We start from the raw sequence: 16,197 nt of genomic DNA, 5'->3' as shown, positions 1-16,197 counted from the left end.
GCCACCTGTGGCGCGGGCCCGCCCACCCGGCGTCGCGCCCCCGCCGCCCCCCCGCCCCGCGGAGGGCCAGATGCTGATCGACCCGGAGGGCCGACCGGCCGTCTCCACCGGCCAGGCGGGACGCGTGCGAGGCGTCACCCAGCCGGGCGTGGGCGGCGGCGCGGTGATCCGCGATGGCAATGTGGAGACCTGGATCGGCCCGGACGGACAGGCCCGCACCCGCGTCGTCCCGCCCTGAGGCCTACGTGAAGGTCCTGTATTTCGCCTGGGTCCGCCAGAAGGTCGGCGCGGCCGAGGAGGACGTCTCGCCGCCGCCCGAGGTGCGCGACGTCGCCGGCCTGATCGCCTGGCTCGCCACGCGCAGCCCGGGCCACGCGGCCGCCTTCGCCGATGCCCGCCAGCTGCGCGCCGCGGTGAACCAGGAGTTCGCGCCCCCCGACGCCCCGGTCGCGCCGGGCGACGAGGTCGCGTTCTTCCCGCCGGTGACCGGCGGCTGAGCCCGATGCCGGTGGTGCCGCGCGTGCTGGTGCAGGAAGCGCCCTTCGACATGGGGGCGGAGACGGCGGCGCTGTTCGCCGGCCGCGCCGATGTGGGCGGGCTTGCGAGCTTCCTCGGCATCTGCCGCGGCGATGGCGGGCTCGTCGCCATGACGCTCGAGCATTATCCGGGCATGACGGAGCGCGCGTTGCGCCGCATTGCGGAAGAAGCCTGCGCGCGCTGGCCGCTGACCGGCTGCACGGTGATCCACCGCCACGGACGGCTGGTGCCGGGCGATCCGATCGTGCTGGTGCTGACGGCGAGCGCGCATCGCGTGGCGGCGCTGGACTCCTGCGCCTTCCTGATCGACTGGCTGAAGACCAAGGCGCCGTTCTGGAAGAGCGAGGAATTCGCCGGCGGCACGACGCGCTGGGTCGAGGCCAAGGCCGAGGACGACGAGGCAGCCGCCCGCTGGGGGCGGTGACGCGATGCGCCTGCTCGCGATCCTCGCCGGCGGCGTGCTGCTGGTCTGGCCGGCCTTCCTGAACGGCTACCCGCTGCTGTTCAGCGACACCGGCGCCTTCCTGCATCAGACGGCGCCGCCGCCCTCCGGCCCGCTGGCGATCTGGGACAAGCCGCATGTCTATGGGCCGCTGCTGCACCTGTTCCACTGGCGGCTGACGCTGTGGGGCCCGGTGCTGGCGCAGGGGATGATGCTCTCCTGGCTGCTCTGGCTGGCGCAGCGGAGCCTGCGCGGGCAGGCCGGCGCCTTGGTGCATCTCGCGATCTGCGCGGGCGCGGCGTTCCTCACCACCGCGCCCTTCACCGCGGCACTGCTGATGCCGGACGTGTTCGCACCGGCGGTGCTGCTGGCCCTGCTGCTGCTCGGCTTCGCGCGGCAGGTGCTGTCGCGCGCGGAGGCCTGGGCGCTGGGGCTTGTCGCCGCGCTCGGGATCGCGGCGCATCTGTCGCACGTGCCGCTCGCCGCAGCGGTCGTGGCGCTGACGCTCCTCCTGACGCGCCGCGCGGGGCCCACGCTGCGCGTCGCGCTGCCCGTGCTCGGCGCGGTGGCGATCCTGCTCGGGACGAATCTCTGGGCGCATGGACGGCTCGCGCTGTCGCCGCATGGTGCGACCTTCATGCTGGCGCGGCTGCAGGCGGATGGACCGGCGGCGGCGGTGATCCGCCTGCGCTGCCCCTATGCGGGCTGGTATCTCTGCGCCTTCACCGACCGGCTGCCGATGGACAGCGACGAGTTCCTCTGGGCGCCGGACAGCCCGGTGAACCGCGCGCCGGACGGCACGCCGCGCTTCCTAGGCGGCGCGCTGCTGTCGACGGAAGCGCGCGAGATCGTGCGGGAGACGATCCTCACATATCCCGTCGAGGTTGCGACTGCGATGGTCGGCAACGCGCTGCGGCAGCTGGTGCTGGCGACGGCGGGCGACACGCTGGTGCCGGACCATCTGGCCGTCGCGGTGCGGCCGCGGATCGCCGAGGCCTTTCCGGCGCGCGAGCTTGGCGCCTACGACGCCGCGCTGCAGCCGCGCGGCCTGCTGCCCGCCGCCGCGGCGCCGTTCCTCTGGCCGCATGCGCCGGTGCTGCTGCTCGGCGCCGTGCTGGCGCTCGTCGCCTGGTGGCGTGCGGCACGCGCGCATGACCTGCGCCGTCTCGGGCTCGTCGTCGGCGTGCTGGTCGGCGTCAGCGCCAATGCGGTCGCCACCGGCGCGCTGTCCAAGCCGCATCTGCGCTACGAGGCGCGGATCCTCTGGCTGATGCCGATGATCGCGGCACTCGCGCTGCTTCCGCGGCGGCCGTGACCGCGGTGCTTGCCATCCTGCTCGGCGCGGCGCTGCTGGCCTGGCCGGCTGTGTTCAACGGCTATCCGCTCGTCTTCATCGACACCGTCTCCTACCTGAACCAGACCACCCTGCCCGAGCTGCCCTGGGACAAGACGCTGGCCTACGGGCCGTTCCTGCACCTGTTCCACTGGCAGGTGACGCTCTGGCCGGCGGTGGCGGCGCAGGTGCTGATCGCCTCGCACCTTGTCTGGCTCGCGCAGCGCATGGCGCGCGGACGGGCGCGGCCAGGGGCGCATCTGCTGGCCTGCGCGGCGCTCTCGGCGTTGACCTCGGCACCTTGGTTCCTGGCCGCGCTGATGCCGGATGCGCTCACCGGGGTCGCGGCGCTCTGCGTGCTGCTGCTTGGCTGCGGGCGGCTCAATCCGTGGGAGGCGGCCTGGGTCGTGCTGCTCGGCACGCTGGCGGTCGCGGTGCATCTGTCGCACCTGCCGACCGCCGTCGCCGTCGTCGCGCTGGTGGCGCTGCTGACGCGGTCGCCGGCCGCGATCCTGCGCAGCGCGACGCCCGTCGGCCTCGCGCTTCTCGTCCTGCTCGGCTCCAACCTCGTCGGCTTCGGGCGCGCCACGCTGTCGCCGCACGGGTCGGTCTTCCTTCTGGCCCGCCTGCAGGCCGACGGGCCGGCGGCCGAGGTGATCCGGGCACGCTGCCCGGACGCAGGGTGGCACCTCTGCGCCTTCGCCGACCGCTTGCCGATGGACAGCGACGAGTTCCTTTGGGACGGCACGAGCCCACTGAACCGCAATGCCGATGGGTCGCCACGGCCGATGGGCGGCGTCGCCGGCGCGGCGGAAGCGCGTGCGATCATTGCCGCGACGCTGCGCGACCATCCGGGCGAGGTCGCCATGGCGATGCTGCGCAACGGCGTCGCGCAGCTGCGCCTGGTGGAGGTCGGCGACACGCTTGGTGACACGCACCTGGATGCCTCGGCGCGGCGCGCCATCGCGGCGGGCTTTCCCCCGCGCGAGCTTGAGGCCTTCGATGCCGGGCTGCAGATGCGCGGGGAGCTGCCGGCGCGCGCCGCGCCCTTCCTGGTGCCGCACCTGCCAATGCTGATCCTGGCGCTGGCGCTGGCGCCGGCCCTGCTGTGGCGCGCATGGCGCCGCCGCGACCTCGGCCGCGGCGCGCTGGTCGCAGGCGCATTGCTGGCGCTACTGGCCAATGCCGCGGCGACCGGCGCGCTCTCGAAGCCGCATCACCGCTACGAGGCGCGGATCGTCTGGCTGCTGCCGCTGGCGGTGATGCTGGCGGCGATGCCGACGCCGCGGAGGCGGTGAAGCGCGGGAGGGGTTCGGGGAGGGCAGCGCCCTCCCCGTACACCACCTACGCCGCCAGCTGCGCCGCGACCTGCTCCGGCGTCATGCGCACCAGCGCCTCGTAGTCCTTGAGCAGCGTCTCGGTCACCGCGCCGGGCGTGAAGGTGAGGTCCCCCACCTGGCGGACCGGCGTCACCTCGGCTGCGGTGCCGGCGAGGAAGACCTCGGTCGCCTTGGCGAGGTCGGATTGCGGGATGGTCCGCTCCACCACCTTGATCTGGCGCTTCTTCGCCAGCCCCATCACGGTGCGGCGCGTGATGCCGTCGAGGAAGTTGACCGGCGTCGGCGTGTGCAGCTCGCCGTCGATCACCATGAAGACGTTGGCACCCGTCGCCTCGCTGATGTCGCCCTTCCAGTCGAGCATCAGCGCATCGTCGAAGCCCTCGGCCTCCGCGTGGTGCTTGGACAGCGTGCCGATCATGTAGAGGCCCGCGGCCTTGGAAGCGGTCGGCGCGGTCTCCGGGTGCGGGCGCTTCCACTTCGCCCAGCCGAGGCGCACGCCCTTCATGCGGTTGTCGCCGAAGAGGTTGGGCCAGGCCCAGGTGGCGATGGCCAAGTGGATCTTCGTCTGCTGCGCCGAGACCGAGAGCTGCTCGGCGCCGCGCCAGGCGATCGGGCGGACATAGGCGTCGGTCTGGCCGTTCTTGGCGAGCGTCGCCCTGCAGGCCTCGTCGATCTGGTCGGCCGTCCAGGGGATCTCGAAGCCGAGGATGCGGCCCGAGGCGATCAGGCGATCCGTGTGCTCGCGCAGCTTGAAGATGTGGCCGCCATAGGCACGCTCGCCCTCGAAGACGCCGGAGGCGTAGTGCAGGCCATGCGTCAGGACGTGCAGCCTGGCGTCGCGCCAGGGGACGAACTCGCCGTCCAGCCAGATCCAGCCGTCGCGGTCGTCGAAGGGCACCAGGGCCATCGCGGCATTCCTCCGGTCTTGTGGGCGGCCAGCTTCGGGCCGCCGCGCTTACACACGCCCATGCGCCTGTCCTATATCGGGAGGCGACGCGCCGTGCGATGGGCGGAGTGTGGCGCGGCGGAGGAAAAGCGTCAACGATGCTGACCCATTACGGACCCGCATGACAGCCCTGCCGAAGCCCGAGGCCGAAGCGGCGCGGGGCGCCGCACCTGCCGGGCGCAACCTGCTCTTCCTGCGGGAGGAGGAGCTGCGGCTGGCGCAGGACCTGCTCTTCTTCGGCTACCGCGACTTCACCGCCGGCGCGGATGCGATCCTGGCCGAGCTCGGCATGGGGCGGGCGCATCACCGCGTGCTGCATTTCGTCGGGCGGCGCCCGGGCATCACGGTGGGCGAGTTGCTCGGCATCCTCGCCATCACCAAGCAGTCGCTCGGCCGCGTGCTGACGCCGCTGGTCGATGAGGGCTACGTGACTCAGGAGACCGGCCGGAGCGATCGCCGGCAGCGCCTGCTGTCGCTCACGCCGAAGGGCGCGGCGCTGGAACGCAGGCTCTACGACCGGCAGCGCGAGACCGTGATGGCCGCCTACCGCGAGGCCGGCCCGCAGGCCGTCGAGGGGTTCCGGCGCGTGATGCGCGGCCTGATGGGGCGCGACGCCCGCGCCGCCCTCGCGCGGCTCGAGGCGAAGGACGGCGAGGCGGTGCCGTGAGCGTGTCGGACGCGGCGGAGGCGCCGCACATCCTGGTCGTGGACGACGATGCGCGGCTGCGCGCCCTGCTGCAGCGCTTCCTGACCGGCGAGGGCTTCCGGATCACCGCCGCCCCGGACGCCGCGGCGGCGCGACGCGCGCTGGCGGGCGTCGCCTTCGACCTGATGGTCCTCGACGTGATGATGCCGGGCGAAAGCGGGCTCGAGCTGGTTGAGAGCCTGCGGCGGGAGGGCAGCGACGTGCCGGTGCTGATGCTGACCGCCCGCGGCGCGCCGGACGACCGCATCGCCGGGCTCGAGGCCGGGGTGGACGACTACCTGGGCAAGCCCTTCGACCCGCGCGAGCTTGCGCTGCGCATCCGCACGATCCTCCGCCGTGTCGCGCCCGCGCCGGCCGAGGCCAGCGCGGCGCCGGTGCAACTCGGCGCCCGGTGGTTCGACCTGCAGCGCGCCGAGCTGCGCGGGCCGGAGGGTACGATCCGCCTGACGGGGGGCGAGACGGCGCTGCTCGCCGCGCTCGCCGCCCGCCCCAACGAGGTGCTGAGCCGCGAGGAGATTGCCGCCGCGCTCGGCACGCCGGAGGCGGGGGAGCGGGCGATCGACGTGCAGGTCACGCGGCTGCGCCGGAAGGTGGAGCCCGACCCGCGGGAGCCGCGCTTCATCCAGACCGTGCGCCACCGCGGCTACGTGCTGCGACCGGGCGTGTGATGGCGCGCCTCGAGCGGGCTCTTCGGCTGCTGGTGCCGCGCGGGCTGCTCGGGCGCAGCCTGCTGATCATCCTGCTGCCCCTGCTGATCCTGCAGGGCGTCGCGCTGCAGATCTTCTACGGCTCCCATCTCGACGTCATCTCGCGCCGTCTGGCCGCCGCGGTCGCGGGCGAGGTCGGTTTCGTCATCGAGCTGCTGAACCGCGATCCCTCGGCCGAGAACCGGGCGCTGCTGTTCCGCGAGGTCGCCTGGCGCTTCGACATGGCGATGGCCTTCGAGCCAGGCGCGACGCTCGGCCCGCCGCAGGGCCGCGCCGCCTCGATGCCGCTGCTGCCGCTCGAGGAGGACCTCGCCAATGCGCTGACTGAGCGCGTCGGCCGACCCTTCGACGCGGATTGGGTGTCGGATCCGCGCAGCGTCATCATCCGGATCCAGCTGCGCGACGGCGTCCTGCACGTGGAGGCGCCGCGCAAGCGGCTGTTCAGCGGCACGCTCTACCTGTTCGTGATCTGGCTGGTCGGCTCCTCGCTGCTGCTGTTCGTCGTGGCCGCGCTGTTCATGAAGAACCAGGTGCGCGCGATCCGCCGCTTCGCCGCTGCGGCGGAGGCCTTCGGGCTCGGGCGGGACATCGGCCCGATCAAGCCGGAGGGGGCGGCGGAGGTGCGGCAGGCGGCGCACGCCTTCAACCGGATGCAGGAACGCATCCGCCGCTTCGTCGCGCAACGGACGGAGATGCTGGCCGGCATCAGCCACGACCTGCGCACGCCGCTCACGCGCATGCGTCTGGCACTCGACGTGCTGCCGCGCACGGAGGAGGAGGAGGAGGACATCGCCGCGCTGACGCAGGATGTGGAGGAAATGGAGCGGATGGTCGCCGCCTATCTCGCCTTCGCCCGCGGCGAGGTCGCCGAGCAGCCGCAGCCGGCCGACCTCGCCGAGATCGTGCGCGACGTCGCGCAGAAGGCAAGGCGCGACGGCGCGGAGGTGGCGGTGGAGGCGCCGGGATCGCTGGTGCTGCCGCTGCGCCCGGACGCGCTTCGCCGCTGTCTCGCCAATCTGCTCGACAATGCCCGCAAGCATGCGCGGCGGATCGCGGTCGGCGTCGCGGAGATCCCGCGAGAGACCGGCGGCGCGGGTCTGCGGCCGGCGGGCGGCTGGGCGCAGGTGACGGTGGACGACGACGGGCCGGGCATCCCGGCGGCGCAGCGCGAGGAGGCGTTCCGCCCCTTCGCGACGCTGAGTTCCGGCGGCACCGGGCTCGGGCTCGCCATCGCGCGCGACATCGTGCGCGCGCATGGCGGCGACATCGTGCTGGAGGACAGCCCGCTCGGCGGCCTCAGGGCGCGGGTGCGGCTGCCGGTGTGACGAACCACCCGGGGGCAAGGACGGTGAAGCCGTCCACCTCCGCGAGCAGATCGCGCTGCGGGTCCATCGCGGCCTCCGCCAACTGCCGGATCTCCGGTGTGCGCAGGATGTAGAGTGTGCCGGGTTCGTGGCGGCCGGTGCGGATTGCCTCTTCGGTGCGGTCCCGCAAGGTGTCCCAGGCGCGCACGTCGACACGCGCAATATAGACTGCGTCGGTGGGCAGGTTGAGTTCACTGGCGAGGCGCGCAGTGCGAAGCCAGCCTGGCGCCAGGACTGCCGTGGGCACGGCACGGAGACGCGTGTAGCGGGTTGCGGCCTCCGGCCAGAAGGGGTTCTGCGCAACGGCCGGCAGGGTCGGCGGCACGCCTGCAAAGGCTTGTCGGCGTTCAAGAATACCGGGGGCGACATCAGCGACCTGGAGCGCGAGCAGGGCTGCCAGCATCGGGCCTGCCAAACGACCAGCGCGCCTGATCACGGCAAAGCCGGCAGCGAAGATGCTGGCATAGACGAGCGGCCAAACCATTCGGTTTGATGCCCGGAGCATACCAAATCCCTCCTCAATGAGGGCCGGCAGCGGCAGCGCAATGATTTCCCGCCCCGCGAGAAAGACGCGATGCGTGATCGCGAACAGAGCCAAGAGCAGAAAGATGCGCAGCAACGGGCCATGCTCTCGCATCGCGCGTCGCAGACATCCCGTGCGTAGACCGACCGCGAAACCGATCGCCAGCAGCCCAAGCGTGCCAAGCCCGAGATAAGAGGCCGCCACCTCAAACTCGCCGTTGTCGGGGAGGTCAGGCAGAAAGGCAGACCACGTGCCGCCGTCGAAGAACGCGGCGAGGTCGAGGCTCCAATCGCCGTATCCGCCGCTGACATGACCATCGGTCAGTACGAAGAACCCGGCCAGCCAGAGGCCAAGAAGCGTTGAACCGAACGCTGCAACGGCTTCCTCGACCAGTCCCGGCGGACGACGCTGCTCGAGACGGCGTAGCCAGTCCGCAAACCAGATCGCGCCGACCATCACGAGCAGGTAGCTGTGCACAAGGCTGCTCAGGAACAGCAGCAAGCACCAGCCGATCGCATGGCCACGTCCAGTCCGGCCGCGGAAGTACAGCAGCAGGGCAGCGCATATCAGGAACTGCCCCGCGAGGGACGGGTGGATCGCCATCCGCCAAATCAGGATGGGCTGCCAGGCGGCCAACCCTGCCAACGCCGCGCGGGCGACGACGTCGCGCGTTGCCAACCCGGTCACGGCCCAGGCGACAGCAGCCTGGAGCATGCTCGTCGCAATCAGCCAAGCGCCCCAGTACTGTTCTACGAGCGGCCCGGCGCCAATCGCCTTCAGACCTAAAGCGAGGAGCGGAATGCTGTCGGAGTAAAAGATCGATGATCCGAGCTCGAGCCCATAGGCACTGTTACGGCTTGGCGGCCATTCGAATGGCGTCGTGCGGAAGTAGTGCCACCCGAGCAGATGAGCGCCCGGGTCGTCGCTGAGTGGATTGCCCAGGATCCACCCCACGTGGGACGGCAGAACAACTCCCGGCCCGAACATGAGCAGGACCGGTATGACCCCTATCAGGCAGGCGATAAGCAGGCCGAGCCGGCCGATCCAAACGCGACCGGTCGGTGATGTCATCCGCCCTGCTTGTTCGCCATCTGCTTGACCTCTTCCATCGCCTCGGCGAAGCGGCGGTTCAGCAGCGCCAGCGCCTCGGCGTTCGACTTCTGGATGAGGTCGGCGATCTCCTTCATGTTCGAGACCGCGCGCTCGTAGCCAGACTTCAGCAGTTCGGCCTGGCGCGCCGCGCGATCCTGCGGGTTCTCCGTCCCGCTCATGCTGCGCATCGCCTCCGTCATCTCGCCCATCGCCGACTGGACGATCTCCATGTGCCGGCGCGCGACGGCCTGCGCGCCCTCGAGCGCGATGCGGTTCGCGGCCGACAGCGCCTCGAGGTTGCGGCGCTGCGCCTGGGCGAGGCTTTCGAGATCCGCGAAATGCGGCATCCGGAACTCCGCGAACATCTTCATCATGTCCTCGGGCTTCATGCCGAACCGGTCGGACATCGTGTCGTCTCCCTTGCGTGCCGGGCGATGCTAGCCGACGCAGGACGGGCGCAGAAGCCGCCTGCGCCTCACGCCGCCGTGCTGTCGGTCCCTGCCGCCATGTCAGGCGGGGGTGCGGCGAGGTCGCCGCCGTCCAATCCGAAGCTGCGGGCGGCCTGTTCGGCACGCTCGAGCGCCCGGTCGAGCGCGGCCATGGTCGGACCGAGCTCCTCGGACGTGTCCTTCGACCAGACATTGACCACGCGGATCCAGACCAGCGTAAGGCCCGCGGCACGCAGCCGGCCCTTCAGCCCCCCGGCGTCGAGCTCGGCGAGGTCGAGCATGCGCTCCATGCTGCGCTGGAAGAGCGGCGCGACGGCGCCGAACAGCACGCCATCGGTGTACATCTCGGTCATCAGCCGCCGCATGCCGGCCTTGTAGGGCGCCAGCGCGTCGAGACCGCGCATCAGCACGTCGAACAGGCGGTCGCGCGGGGTCCCGCCCTGCCCCGGCACCGTGCCGGCCGCGACCTCGTCCATCACCTGATCGGCGAAGAGCCGCAGCAGGCCGAGCCGCGAGGGGAAGCGCCGGACCAGTTCGCCCGCGGCCACGCCCGACTCCTGCGCCAGCCGCGTCACGGTGACGCCGCGCCAGCCATGCGTGGCGACCACCCGGAACAGGGCCTCGATCAGGGCGGCATCGGCTTTCATGGGATCCATGGAGAGAAGGGTGGGGTCGAGGGGCCGTTGCGCCAAGCTACCCGGCCAGCTCGCGCGACCGTGCCGTGGCGGCTGCGATGGCGCGGGAGATGGCGTCGGGCCAGGCGGCCTGGTCCATCAGCACGGCGAGCGCCCGTTCCGTGGTGCCCTTGGGGCTGGTGACGTTCTTCCGCAGCTGCGCCGCGTCCTCGGCGCTCGCTCCGAGCAGCGCGCCGGATCCGGCGACGGTGGCCCGCGCCATGCGTCGCGCGAGGTCGGCCGGGATCCCCTGCTCCCTGGCCGCCGCCTCCAGCAGCTCGGCGAGGAGGAAGACATAGGCCGGCCCGCCGCCCGAGACGGCCGTGACCGGGTCGAGCAGCCCCTCCTCCTCGACCCAGGCGACCTCGCCGGTCGCGCCGAGCAGCGTGTCGGCCAGCGCGCGCTGCGCGGGGGTGACGGAAGGTGCGGCGCAGGCGACGGTGAAGCCCTGCCGCACCGCGGCCGGCGTGTTCGGCATGGCGCGGACGATGGCGGCGCCAGGGCCGAGCTGCCCGGCCATCCCGGCGATCGTCTTGCCGGCCATGATCGAGACGAAGACGGCCGGGCCGGCGAAACGCGCATAGAGCGGCAGGGCCGCGGCCGCCTCCTGCGGCTTGATCGCCAGCACGATCGCGCCCGGCGCGAAGCCCGCCGGGATCTCCTCCGCCGCCTTCACCAGGGTCGCCCCCGGCGGCGGCGCCGACAGGAAGGGATCCACCACCACCGCCTGCGAGAGCCCGCGCTCGCGCCAGCCGGCCAGCATAGCGCCGCCCATCTTGCCGCAGCCGACCAGGAGCAGGGGAGGAAGCATGTACGTCATGGCGGCGAGCCTCGCCGCCATGACGCGCGGTGGCAAGTGCCGGTCAGGCCTCGCCGACGCAGTCGAGCATCGCGGCCTGCAGGGCGTCCGCGGGCGCCTTGCCGCCCCAGAGGACGAACTGGAAGGCGGGGAAGAAGCGCTCGCACTCGGTCAGCGCGATGTCGACCATGTCCTCGAGCGATTCGGCCGAGGCGCCGGGGGCGCCGCGCAGCAGCACCGAGTGGCGGAACACCGGCACCCCGTCGTCGCTGTCGATGCCGAAATGGCCGATCCAGAGCTTCTCGTTCGCCATGGCGAGCAGTTCGAACAGCTTCTCGCGCTTCTCGGGCGGCACCTTCAGGTCGAAGGCGCAGGAGAAGTGCATGGCGCTGATCTCGTGCGACCAGGAGAAGTAGAGGCCGTAGTCGCACCATTTGCCGGGCGCTTCGGCCGCCATCTCGGCGTCCGAGCGCCGGTCGAAGGCCCATTCGTTCGAGGCAATGATCTGCTCGATGATGTCGAGCGGGTTGGCGGAGCGCTCGTGCGTTTCCTGGCTGAGATAGGCTGACATGCGGCACCTCCTTCGCCCGGACCGGAACGGCTTCGGCCCCCCCGCCGATCGCCGCCCCCTGTGAGAACGCGTCTGGGGTATCCCCTGCAGAGGCTGCCCCGAGGTGTTGGGGTTCAACACCCCGATTCGCCACTATCCCTAGACTACCTGGGCGCGGAACGCTCCCGCAAGCATGTGGTTTGCTGGCCTGGCAACTACTTGTGGACAAGTGCTCAGAGCCGCTCGTCGGGATCCGGCGCATCCTCCGCCGTCGCTTCCAGCGCGGCGACGCGTGTCTCCAGCTCCGTCACGCGATGGGCCAACGCCTCGGCCTGCTCGCGCGCACGGCGCGCGACTTCGAGGGCGGCGTCGAGATCCTCCCGCCGGACCAGCTCGAGCCGCTGGACCATCGCCTCGACCTGGGCGCGGGCCATGGCCTCGGCCTCCGCGCGGACGGCCGTCATCACAGAGAAGGCGCCGCCCGCCATGCCTGCGAGGTCGTCCAGGACCCCGCGTGGGCCCCGCCGTCCGTCATCGCCCGTTGCCATCCTGACCTCCTTGCCCTGCCGGCCCGCATGCTTGTCCGGCCGCGAAGCCCCGGCCTATACCCCGGCGCCGGCGCGACGGCAGCCCGCGCAAGGGGACGGGGATGTATCTGGTCACCGGCGGCGCCGGTTTCATCGGTTCGAACCTGGTCGCGGCGCTCGCTGCCCGCGGCGCCGAGGTGATGGTGGTGGACCGGCTGCGCGACGGCACGCCGGGCCGCGAGAAGTGGCGCAACCTGGCGAAGCACGCCATCGCCGGCATCCTGCCCCCCGAGGAGATCGAGGATTACTGGGCCGAAAGCGCGGGCGAGATCGACGCCGTGCTGCACATGGGCGCGATCAGCGCGACGACGGCGAAGGATGGCGACCTCGTCGCGGCCACCAACTTCACGCTGCCGCTCTGGCTCTGGTCGGCCTGCGCCGAGCGCGGCATTCCCTTCATCTACGCCTCCTCCGCCGCGACCTATGGCGACGGGGCCCTCGGCTTCGAGGACGATGCGAGGCCGCAGGCGCTGGCGGCGCTGCGGCCGCTCAATCTCTATGGCTGGTCGAAACTGGCCTTCGACCGGCGCGTCGCCGACATGCTGGAGCGCGGCACGCCGGCGCCGCCGCAATGGGCGGGCCTGCGCTTCTTCAACGTCTACGGCCCGAACGAGTACCACAAGGGCCGGATGGCGAGCGTCGTGTTCCACAAGTTCCACGAGGCCGCGGGCGGCGCGCCCGCGCGGCTGTTCCGCTCGGACCGCGCCGGCATCGCGGATGGCGAGCAGAAGCGCGACTTCGTGCATGTGGACGACTGCGTGAACGTCATGCTCTGGCTGCTCGACAACCCGCAGGCCAGCGGCTTGTTCAACGTGGGCTCGGGCGAGGCGCGGAGCTTCCTCGACCTCGTGCGCGCCATGTTCGCGGCGATGGGCGAAGCGCCACGGATCGAGTTCGTGGACATGCCCGCCGACCTCAAGGGCAAGTACCAGTACTTCACCGAGGCGCCACTCGCCCGCCTGCGCGCGGCCGGCTACGACGCACCGACGATCCGGCTCGAGGACGGCGTGGGCCGCTATGTCCGCGACTTCCTCATGCAGGCGGACCCGCATCGCTGATGCTCGCCACGCTTCCCGTCATCGCCTTCCCCACCATCGACCCGGTGGCGGTGCAGATCGGCCCGCTGTCGATCCGCTGGTACGCGCTCGCCTATATCGGCGGCATCGTGTTGGGCTGGTGGCTGGTGCGGCGGCTCGCGGCGCTCACGCCCGTCGCGGCGACGCGCGAGCAGGTGGACGACGCGGTCACCTGGGCGACGCTCGGCATCATCTTCGGCGGGCGGCTCGGCTACGTGCTGCTCTACCGGCCCGGCTACTACGTCACCGCGCCGTGGGAGGCGCTGTATCTCTGGCATGGCGGCATGTCGTTCCATGGCGGCATGCTCGGTGTCATCGTCGCGCTGTGGTGGTTCTGCCGGCGGCAGAACATCGACCCGCTGCTGTTCGGCGACCGCGCGGCGGTGGCGGTGCCGATCGGGCTGTTCCTCGGCCGGCTGGCGAATTTCGCGAATGGCGAGCTCTGGGGCCGGGTGACGGACGTGCCCTGGGCGATGGTCTTCCCGACCGGCGGCCCGGAGCCGCGGCATCCGAGCCAGCTCTACCAGGCGGTGCTGGAAGGCGCGGCGCTGTTCGTCGTGCTGCTGGTGCTGGTCCGCAACCCGGCGATCCGCGCGCGGCCGGGCACGCTGACCGGCGTGTTCCTGGCTGGCTACGGCGTCGCGCGGCTGATCGGCGAGATGTTCCGCCAGCCGGACGCGCATCTCGGCTTCCTCTTTGCCGGGATCACGATGGGCCAGTTGCTGTCCCTGCCGATGATCGCCGTCGGGCTGTGGCTTATCCTGCGGGCGCGCCAGCGGCCGGCGGTGGCGTGACGGATGGCTGACGCGCCCGAGCGGCTCGACCGCTTCATGGCGCGTGCGGTGGGTGCCTATTACGCGCGCCGAGAGACGCCTTTCGGCCGCGCCGGGGACTTCACCACCGCGCCCGAGATCAGCCAGGCATTCGGCGAGGTGCTCGGCGCCTGGTGCGTGGTGGCTTGGCAGCGCATGGGCCGCCCCGACCCGGTGCTGCTGGTCGAATGCGGTCCCGGCCGCGGCACGCTGATGGCCGATGCGCTGCGCGCCGTCGCCGGTGTCGCGCCCGCCTTCCGCGCCGCGCTGCGGGTACATCTGATCGAGACCTCGCCGGCGCTGCGGGCGCAGCAGGCCCGTGCGGTGCCGGAGGCGACGTGGCATGACGACGTGGGGACGCTGCCGCGCGGCCCGATGCTGCTGCTGGCCAACGAGTTCCTCGACGCGCTGCCGATCCGGCAGTTCGTCCGGCGCGACGGGGCATGGCTGGAGCGCCACGTGGCGGGCGGCGGCTTCGTCGAGTTGCCGGCACAGGCCGCCCCTGCCCTGCCGGCGGAGGCGCCCGAGGGCACGGTGAAGGAGGTGTCGGAGCCGGCGCTCGGCTTCGTGCGCTGGCTGGCGGCGCGGATCGCGACGGAACGCGGCGCGGCGCTGCTCGTGGATTACGGCCCTTCCCAGCCAGGCTTCGGCGACACGCTGCAGGCGATGCGCGCGCATGAGACGCGGCTCGACCCGCTGGCCGAGCCCGGCACGCGCGACCTGACGGCGCATGTGGATTTTCCCGCGCTCGCCGCCCTGGCACGCGCGGCCGGCGCCTCGGTCTTCGGTCCGTTGCCGCAGGGTCTGCTGCTGCAGCGGCTCGGCCTGATGACGCGGGCGGCGATGCTGGCCCGCGCGCGGCCGCGGTTGGCCGGGGAGATCCTGTCCGGCGCCGAGCGGCTGGTCGCGGCCGAGGGCATGGGGCGGCTGTTCAAGGCGCTCGCGGTCTGCGATTCCGGCCTGGGCGTCCCGCCCGGATTCGAGGAGCCATGACGCCGCCTGTCCTGACCGCCGGCCTGGCCGTGCCGCACGGCTTCTTCACGCGTCGGGGCGGCGTCTCAAGCGGGCGTTTCGCAAGCCTCAACTGCTCCCTCTCCGGGCGCGACGACGCCGCAGCGGTGGCGGAGAACCGGGCGCGCGCCGCCGGCGCGCTCGGGCAGGATCCGGCGCGGCTCGTCGGGTTGACGCAGGTGCATGGCGTCGCGGTGGCCGAGGTGACCGAGCCCTGGCCCCAGGGCGCGCGGCCGGAGGCGGATGCGATGGTGACGGATCGGCCCGGCCTGCTGCTCGGCATCGTCACCGGCGACTGCGCGCCGGTGCTCTTCGCGGACGCCGCGGCCGGCGTGGTCGGCGCGGCGCATGCCGGCTGGCGCGGCGCGGTGGCCGGCGTGCTGGAGGAGACAGTCGCGGCGATGGAACGACTGGGCGCCGCGCGCGACCGGATCGTGGCGGCGATCGGCCCCTGCATCGCGCAGCGGAGCTACGAGGTCGGGCCCGACCTGCGCGACGCGCTGCTGGCGCGCGATGCGGCCGATGCGCGGTTCCTGGCACAGGGCCGGCGCGAGGATCGCTGGCAGTTCGACCTGCCGGGCTACTGCCTCGCGCGGCTCGCGGCGCTCGGCGTCGGCGCGGCCTGGACCGGGCACGACACGCTGGCGGAGGAAGAGGACTTCTTCAGCCACCGCCGCTCCACGCTGTCTGGCGGCGGGCCGATCGGGCACCAGCTGTCCGCCATCGCCCTGCCGGGATGAGCGCGCCATGCCCTATGTCATCATGTTCGTGGCCATGATCTTCCTTACGCTCCTGGTTTCCTGTGTCCTCGTCTAGGCGCGCGGTCGTCGGGGCGCTGGGACTCGGGCTGCTGGCCGCCTGCGGCGACCTGCCGCAGCCCTTCCGCGGCCAGCCGGGCGAGCTGGCGCGCAGGTTGGCGCGCCCGCCCGCCTACCGGCTCGCCGTGCCCGCCCCGCAGGAGGCGCTGCTGACCGACGCCGAGGCCGAGGGCTACGCCCAGGCCCTGGCCGAGGCGCTGATGGCCCAGGACGTGCCCGCGGTCAGCAACGAGCGCTTCCCGCTCGACTGGACCGTCGAGGTCGTGGCGACTTCGGATGGCGGGCAGGTCGTGCCGCGCTACCGCATCCGCGACGCGGATGGCCGCGTGCTGGGCGAGCATGCCGGGCGCCCCGTGCCGGCGCGCAACTGGGTGGAGGGCGGCGCGGAGGTGCACTGGCGCGCCGCCGTCCAGGCCCGACCACGACTAGCC

The 16,197-nt window shown here is 72.3% G+C and carries 19 protein-coding genes and 1 pseudogene; 13 read left to right on the top strand and 7 right to left on the bottom strand.

What is annotated here, in order from left to right; genetic code table 11:
- The 5 genes from L2I40_RS07460 to L2I40_RS07440 all read left to right on the top strand — a co-directional run.
- On the top strand, positions 1-238 hold a 238-nt coding region (locus tag L2I40_RS07460; protein WP_372491023.1), incomplete at its 5' end, for a hypothetical protein.
- Positions 239-245: 7 nt separating this feature from the next.
- Positions 246-497 (top strand): molybdopterin converting factor subunit 1, encoded by a 252-nt coding sequence (gene moaD / locus L2I40_RS07455; protein WP_237214276.1) that lies wholly within the window; start codon positions 246-248, stop codon positions 495-497.
- 5 nt (positions 498-502) lie between these two features.
- On the top strand, positions 503-961 hold the full coding sequence (locus L2I40_RS07450) for a molybdenum cofactor biosynthesis protein MoaE (RefSeq protein ID WP_237214275.1): 459 nt from the start codon (positions 503-505) through the stop codon (positions 959-961).
- Positions 962-965: 4 nt separating this feature from the next.
- On the top strand, positions 966-2,294 hold the full coding sequence (locus tag L2I40_RS07445) for a hypothetical protein (RefSeq protein ID WP_237214274.1): 1,329 nt from the start codon (positions 966-968) through the stop codon (positions 2,292-2,294).
- Positions 2,291-3,610 carry a hypothetical protein gene (locus tag L2I40_RS07440; RefSeq protein ID WP_237214273.1) on the top strand — a complete coding sequence of 440 codons (1,320 nt, stop codon included), beginning with the start codon at positions 2,291-2,293 and terminating at the stop codon, positions 3,608-3,610. The genes L2I40_RS07445 and L2I40_RS07440 overlap by 4 nt, the downstream gene beginning before the upstream one ends.
- A gap of 46 nt (positions 3,611-3,656) precedes the next feature.
- Here the strand turns inward: L2I40_RS07440 and L2I40_RS07435 are convergent, their stop codons facing one another.
- Entirely contained in the window at positions 3,657-4,559 is a 903-nt protein-coding gene (locus L2I40_RS07435) for a branched-chain amino acid aminotransferase (protein WP_237214272.1), read from the bottom strand.
- A 160-nt stretch (positions 4,560-4,719) separates the two neighbouring features.
- Between L2I40_RS07435 and L2I40_RS07430 the strand changes: the two genes are divergently transcribed.
- Genes L2I40_RS07430 through L2I40_RS07420 form a run of 3 tightly spaced genes read left to right on the top strand, consistent with a single transcriptional unit; the run spans position 4,720 to position 7,336 of the window.
- Entirely contained in the window at positions 4,720-5,265 is a 546-nt protein-coding gene (locus L2I40_RS07430; protein WP_237214271.1) for a MarR family winged helix-turn-helix transcriptional regulator, read from the top strand.
- The gene (locus tag L2I40_RS07425; RefSeq protein WP_237214270.1) at positions 5,262-5,972 is read left to right on the top strand and encodes a response regulator; all 711 of its coding nucleotides are present in this window, start codon (positions 5,262-5,264) and stop codon (positions 5,970-5,972) included. The genes L2I40_RS07430 and L2I40_RS07425 overlap by 4 nt, the downstream gene beginning before the upstream one ends.
- Positions 5,972-7,336 (top strand): sensor histidine kinase, encoded by a 1,365-nt coding sequence (locus L2I40_RS07420; RefSeq protein WP_237214269.1) that lies wholly within the window; start codon positions 5,972-5,974, stop codon positions 7,334-7,336. The genes L2I40_RS07425 and L2I40_RS07420 overlap by 1 nt, the downstream gene beginning before the upstream one ends.
- On the opposite strand, the gene L2I40_RS07415 is transcribed toward L2I40_RS07420, so the two are convergent.
- The 6 genes from L2I40_RS07415 to L2I40_RS07390 form a co-directional block, all read right to left on the bottom strand.
- Positions 7,308-8,969 carry a DUF6311 domain-containing protein gene (locus L2I40_RS07415; RefSeq protein WP_237214268.1) on the bottom strand — a complete coding sequence of 554 codons (1,662 nt, stop codon included), beginning with the start codon at positions 8,967-8,969 and terminating at the stop codon, positions 7,308-7,310. The two genes, L2I40_RS07420 and L2I40_RS07415, sit on opposite strands and share 29 nt — an antisense overlap.
- A complete protein-coding gene (locus tag L2I40_RS07410; RefSeq protein ID WP_237214267.1) occupies positions 8,966-9,397 on the bottom strand; it encodes a phasin family protein in 432 nt (143 codons plus the stop codon). Before L2I40_RS07410 ends, L2I40_RS07415 begins: the two co-directional genes overlap by 4 nt.
- Before the next feature lie 68 nt (positions 9,398-9,465).
- Positions 9,466-10,086, bottom strand: coding sequence for a TetR family transcriptional regulator (locus L2I40_RS07405; protein ID WP_237214266.1), 621 nt, complete (start codon positions 10,084-10,086; stop codon positions 9,466-9,468).
- A 46-nt stretch (positions 10,087-10,132) separates the two neighbouring features.
- Entirely contained in the window at positions 10,133-10,933 is an 801-nt protein-coding gene (gene proC, locus L2I40_RS07400; protein ID WP_237214265.1) for a pyrroline-5-carboxylate reductase, read from the bottom strand.
- A gap of 43 nt (positions 10,934-10,976) precedes the next feature.
- Positions 10,977-11,483, bottom strand: coding sequence for a type III secretion system chaperone family protein (locus L2I40_RS07395; protein WP_237214264.1), 507 nt, complete (start codon positions 11,481-11,483; stop codon positions 10,977-10,979).
- A gap of 212 nt (positions 11,484-11,695) precedes the next feature.
- Complete coding sequence (locus L2I40_RS07390; protein ID WP_272910944.1) at positions 11,696-12,010, bottom strand: accessory factor UbiK family protein; 315 nt, start codon at positions 12,008-12,010, stop codon at positions 11,696-11,698.
- A gap of 101 nt (positions 12,011-12,111) precedes the next feature.
- Between L2I40_RS07390 and rfaD the strand changes: the two genes are divergently transcribed.
- The 5 genes and pseudogenes from rfaD to L2I40_RS07365 form a co-directional block, all read left to right on the top strand.
- Positions 12,112-13,107 carry an ADP-glyceromanno-heptose 6-epimerase gene (gene rfaD, locus L2I40_RS07385; protein ID WP_237214262.1) on the top strand — a complete coding sequence of 332 codons (996 nt, stop codon included), beginning with the start codon at positions 12,112-12,114 and terminating at the stop codon, positions 13,105-13,107.
- Positions 13,107-13,919 carry a prolipoprotein diacylglyceryl transferase gene (gene lgt / locus L2I40_RS07380; protein WP_237214261.1) on the top strand — a complete coding sequence of 271 codons (813 nt, stop codon included), beginning with the start codon at positions 13,107-13,109 and terminating at the stop codon, positions 13,917-13,919. The genes rfaD and lgt overlap by 1 nt, the downstream gene beginning before the upstream one ends.
- Before the next feature lie 3 nt (positions 13,920-13,922).
- Positions 13,923-14,930, top strand: coding sequence for a class I SAM-dependent methyltransferase (locus L2I40_RS07375; RefSeq protein ID WP_237214260.1), 1,008 nt, complete (start codon positions 13,923-13,925; stop codon positions 14,928-14,930).
- Positions 14,927-15,688 (top strand): peptidoglycan editing factor PgeF, encoded by a 762-nt coding sequence (pgeF, locus tag L2I40_RS07370; protein WP_237214259.1) that lies wholly within the window; start codon positions 14,927-14,929, stop codon positions 15,686-15,688. Before L2I40_RS07375 ends, pgeF begins: the two co-directional genes overlap by 4 nt.
- Positions 15,689-15,750: 62 nt before the next feature.
- A pseudogene (locus tag L2I40_RS07365) lies at positions 15,751-16,197 on the top strand (hypothetical protein); the annotation flags it as partial.

Origin of the sequence: Falsiroseomonas oryziterrae (assembly GCF_021864505.1) — a bacterium.
Classification (GTDB): Bacteria; Pseudomonadota; Alphaproteobacteria; order Acetobacterales; family Acetobacteraceae; genus Falsiroseomonas; species Falsiroseomonas oryziterrae.
This window is presented reverse-complemented; position numbering and strand designations above follow the sequence as displayed.

What these genes read in the sequence shown, in the direction of transcription:
- L2I40_RS07450 (WP_237214275.1), top strand. Translation starts at nt 503, where the DNA reads ATGCCGGTGGTGCCGCGCGTGCTGGTGCAGGAAGCGCCCTTCGACATG.
- L2I40_RS07445 (WP_237214274.1), top strand. Translation starts at nt 966, where the DNA reads ATGCGCCTGCTCGCGATCCTCGCCGGCGGCGTGCTGCTGGTCTGGCCG.
- L2I40_RS07435 (WP_237214272.1), bottom strand. Translation starts at nt 4,559, where the DNA reads ATGGCCCTGGTGCCCTTCGACGACCGCGACGGCTGGATCTGGCTGGAC.
- L2I40_RS07430 (WP_237214271.1), top strand. Translation starts at nt 4,720, where the DNA reads ATGACAGCCCTGCCGAAGCCCGAGGCCGAAGCGGCGCGGGGCGCCGCA.
- L2I40_RS07420 (WP_237214269.1), top strand. Translation starts at nt 5,972, where the DNA reads ATGGCGCGCCTCGAGCGGGCTCTTCGGCTGCTGGTGCCGCGCGGGCTG.
- L2I40_RS07415 (WP_237214268.1), bottom strand. Translation starts at nt 8,969, where the DNA reads ATGACATCACCGACCGGTCGCGTTTGGATCGGCCGGCTCGGCCTGCTT.
- L2I40_RS07410 (WP_237214267.1), bottom strand. Translation starts at nt 9,397, where the DNA reads ATGTCCGACCGGTTCGGCATGAAGCCCGAGGACATGATGAAGATGTTC.
- L2I40_RS07405 (WP_237214266.1), bottom strand. Translation starts at nt 10,086, where the DNA reads ATGAAAGCCGATGCCGCCCTGATCGAGGCCCTGTTCCGGGTGGTCGCC.
- proC (WP_237214265.1), bottom strand. Translation starts at nt 10,933, where the DNA reads ATGACGTACATGCTTCCTCCCCTGCTCCTGGTCGGCTGCGGCAAGATG.
- L2I40_RS07395 (WP_237214264.1), bottom strand. Translation starts at nt 11,483, where the DNA reads ATGTCAGCCTATCTCAGCCAGGAAACGCACGAGCGCTCCGCCAACCCG.
- L2I40_RS07390 (WP_272910944.1), bottom strand. Translation starts at nt 12,010, where the DNA reads ATGGCAACGGGCGATGACGGACGGCGGGGCCCACGCGGGGTCCTGGAC.
- rfaD (WP_237214262.1), top strand. Translation starts at nt 12,112, where the DNA reads ATGTATCTGGTCACCGGCGGCGCCGGTTTCATCGGTTCGAACCTGGTC.
- lgt (WP_237214261.1), top strand. Translation starts at nt 13,107, where the DNA reads ATGCTCGCCACGCTTCCCGTCATCGCCTTCCCCACCATCGACCCGGTG.
- L2I40_RS07375 (WP_237214260.1), top strand. Translation starts at nt 13,923, where the DNA reads ATGGCTGACGCGCCCGAGCGGCTCGACCGCTTCATGGCGCGTGCGGTG.
- pgeF (WP_237214259.1), top strand. Translation starts at nt 14,927, where the DNA reads ATGACGCCGCCTGTCCTGACCGCCGGCCTGGCCGTGCCGCACGGCTTC.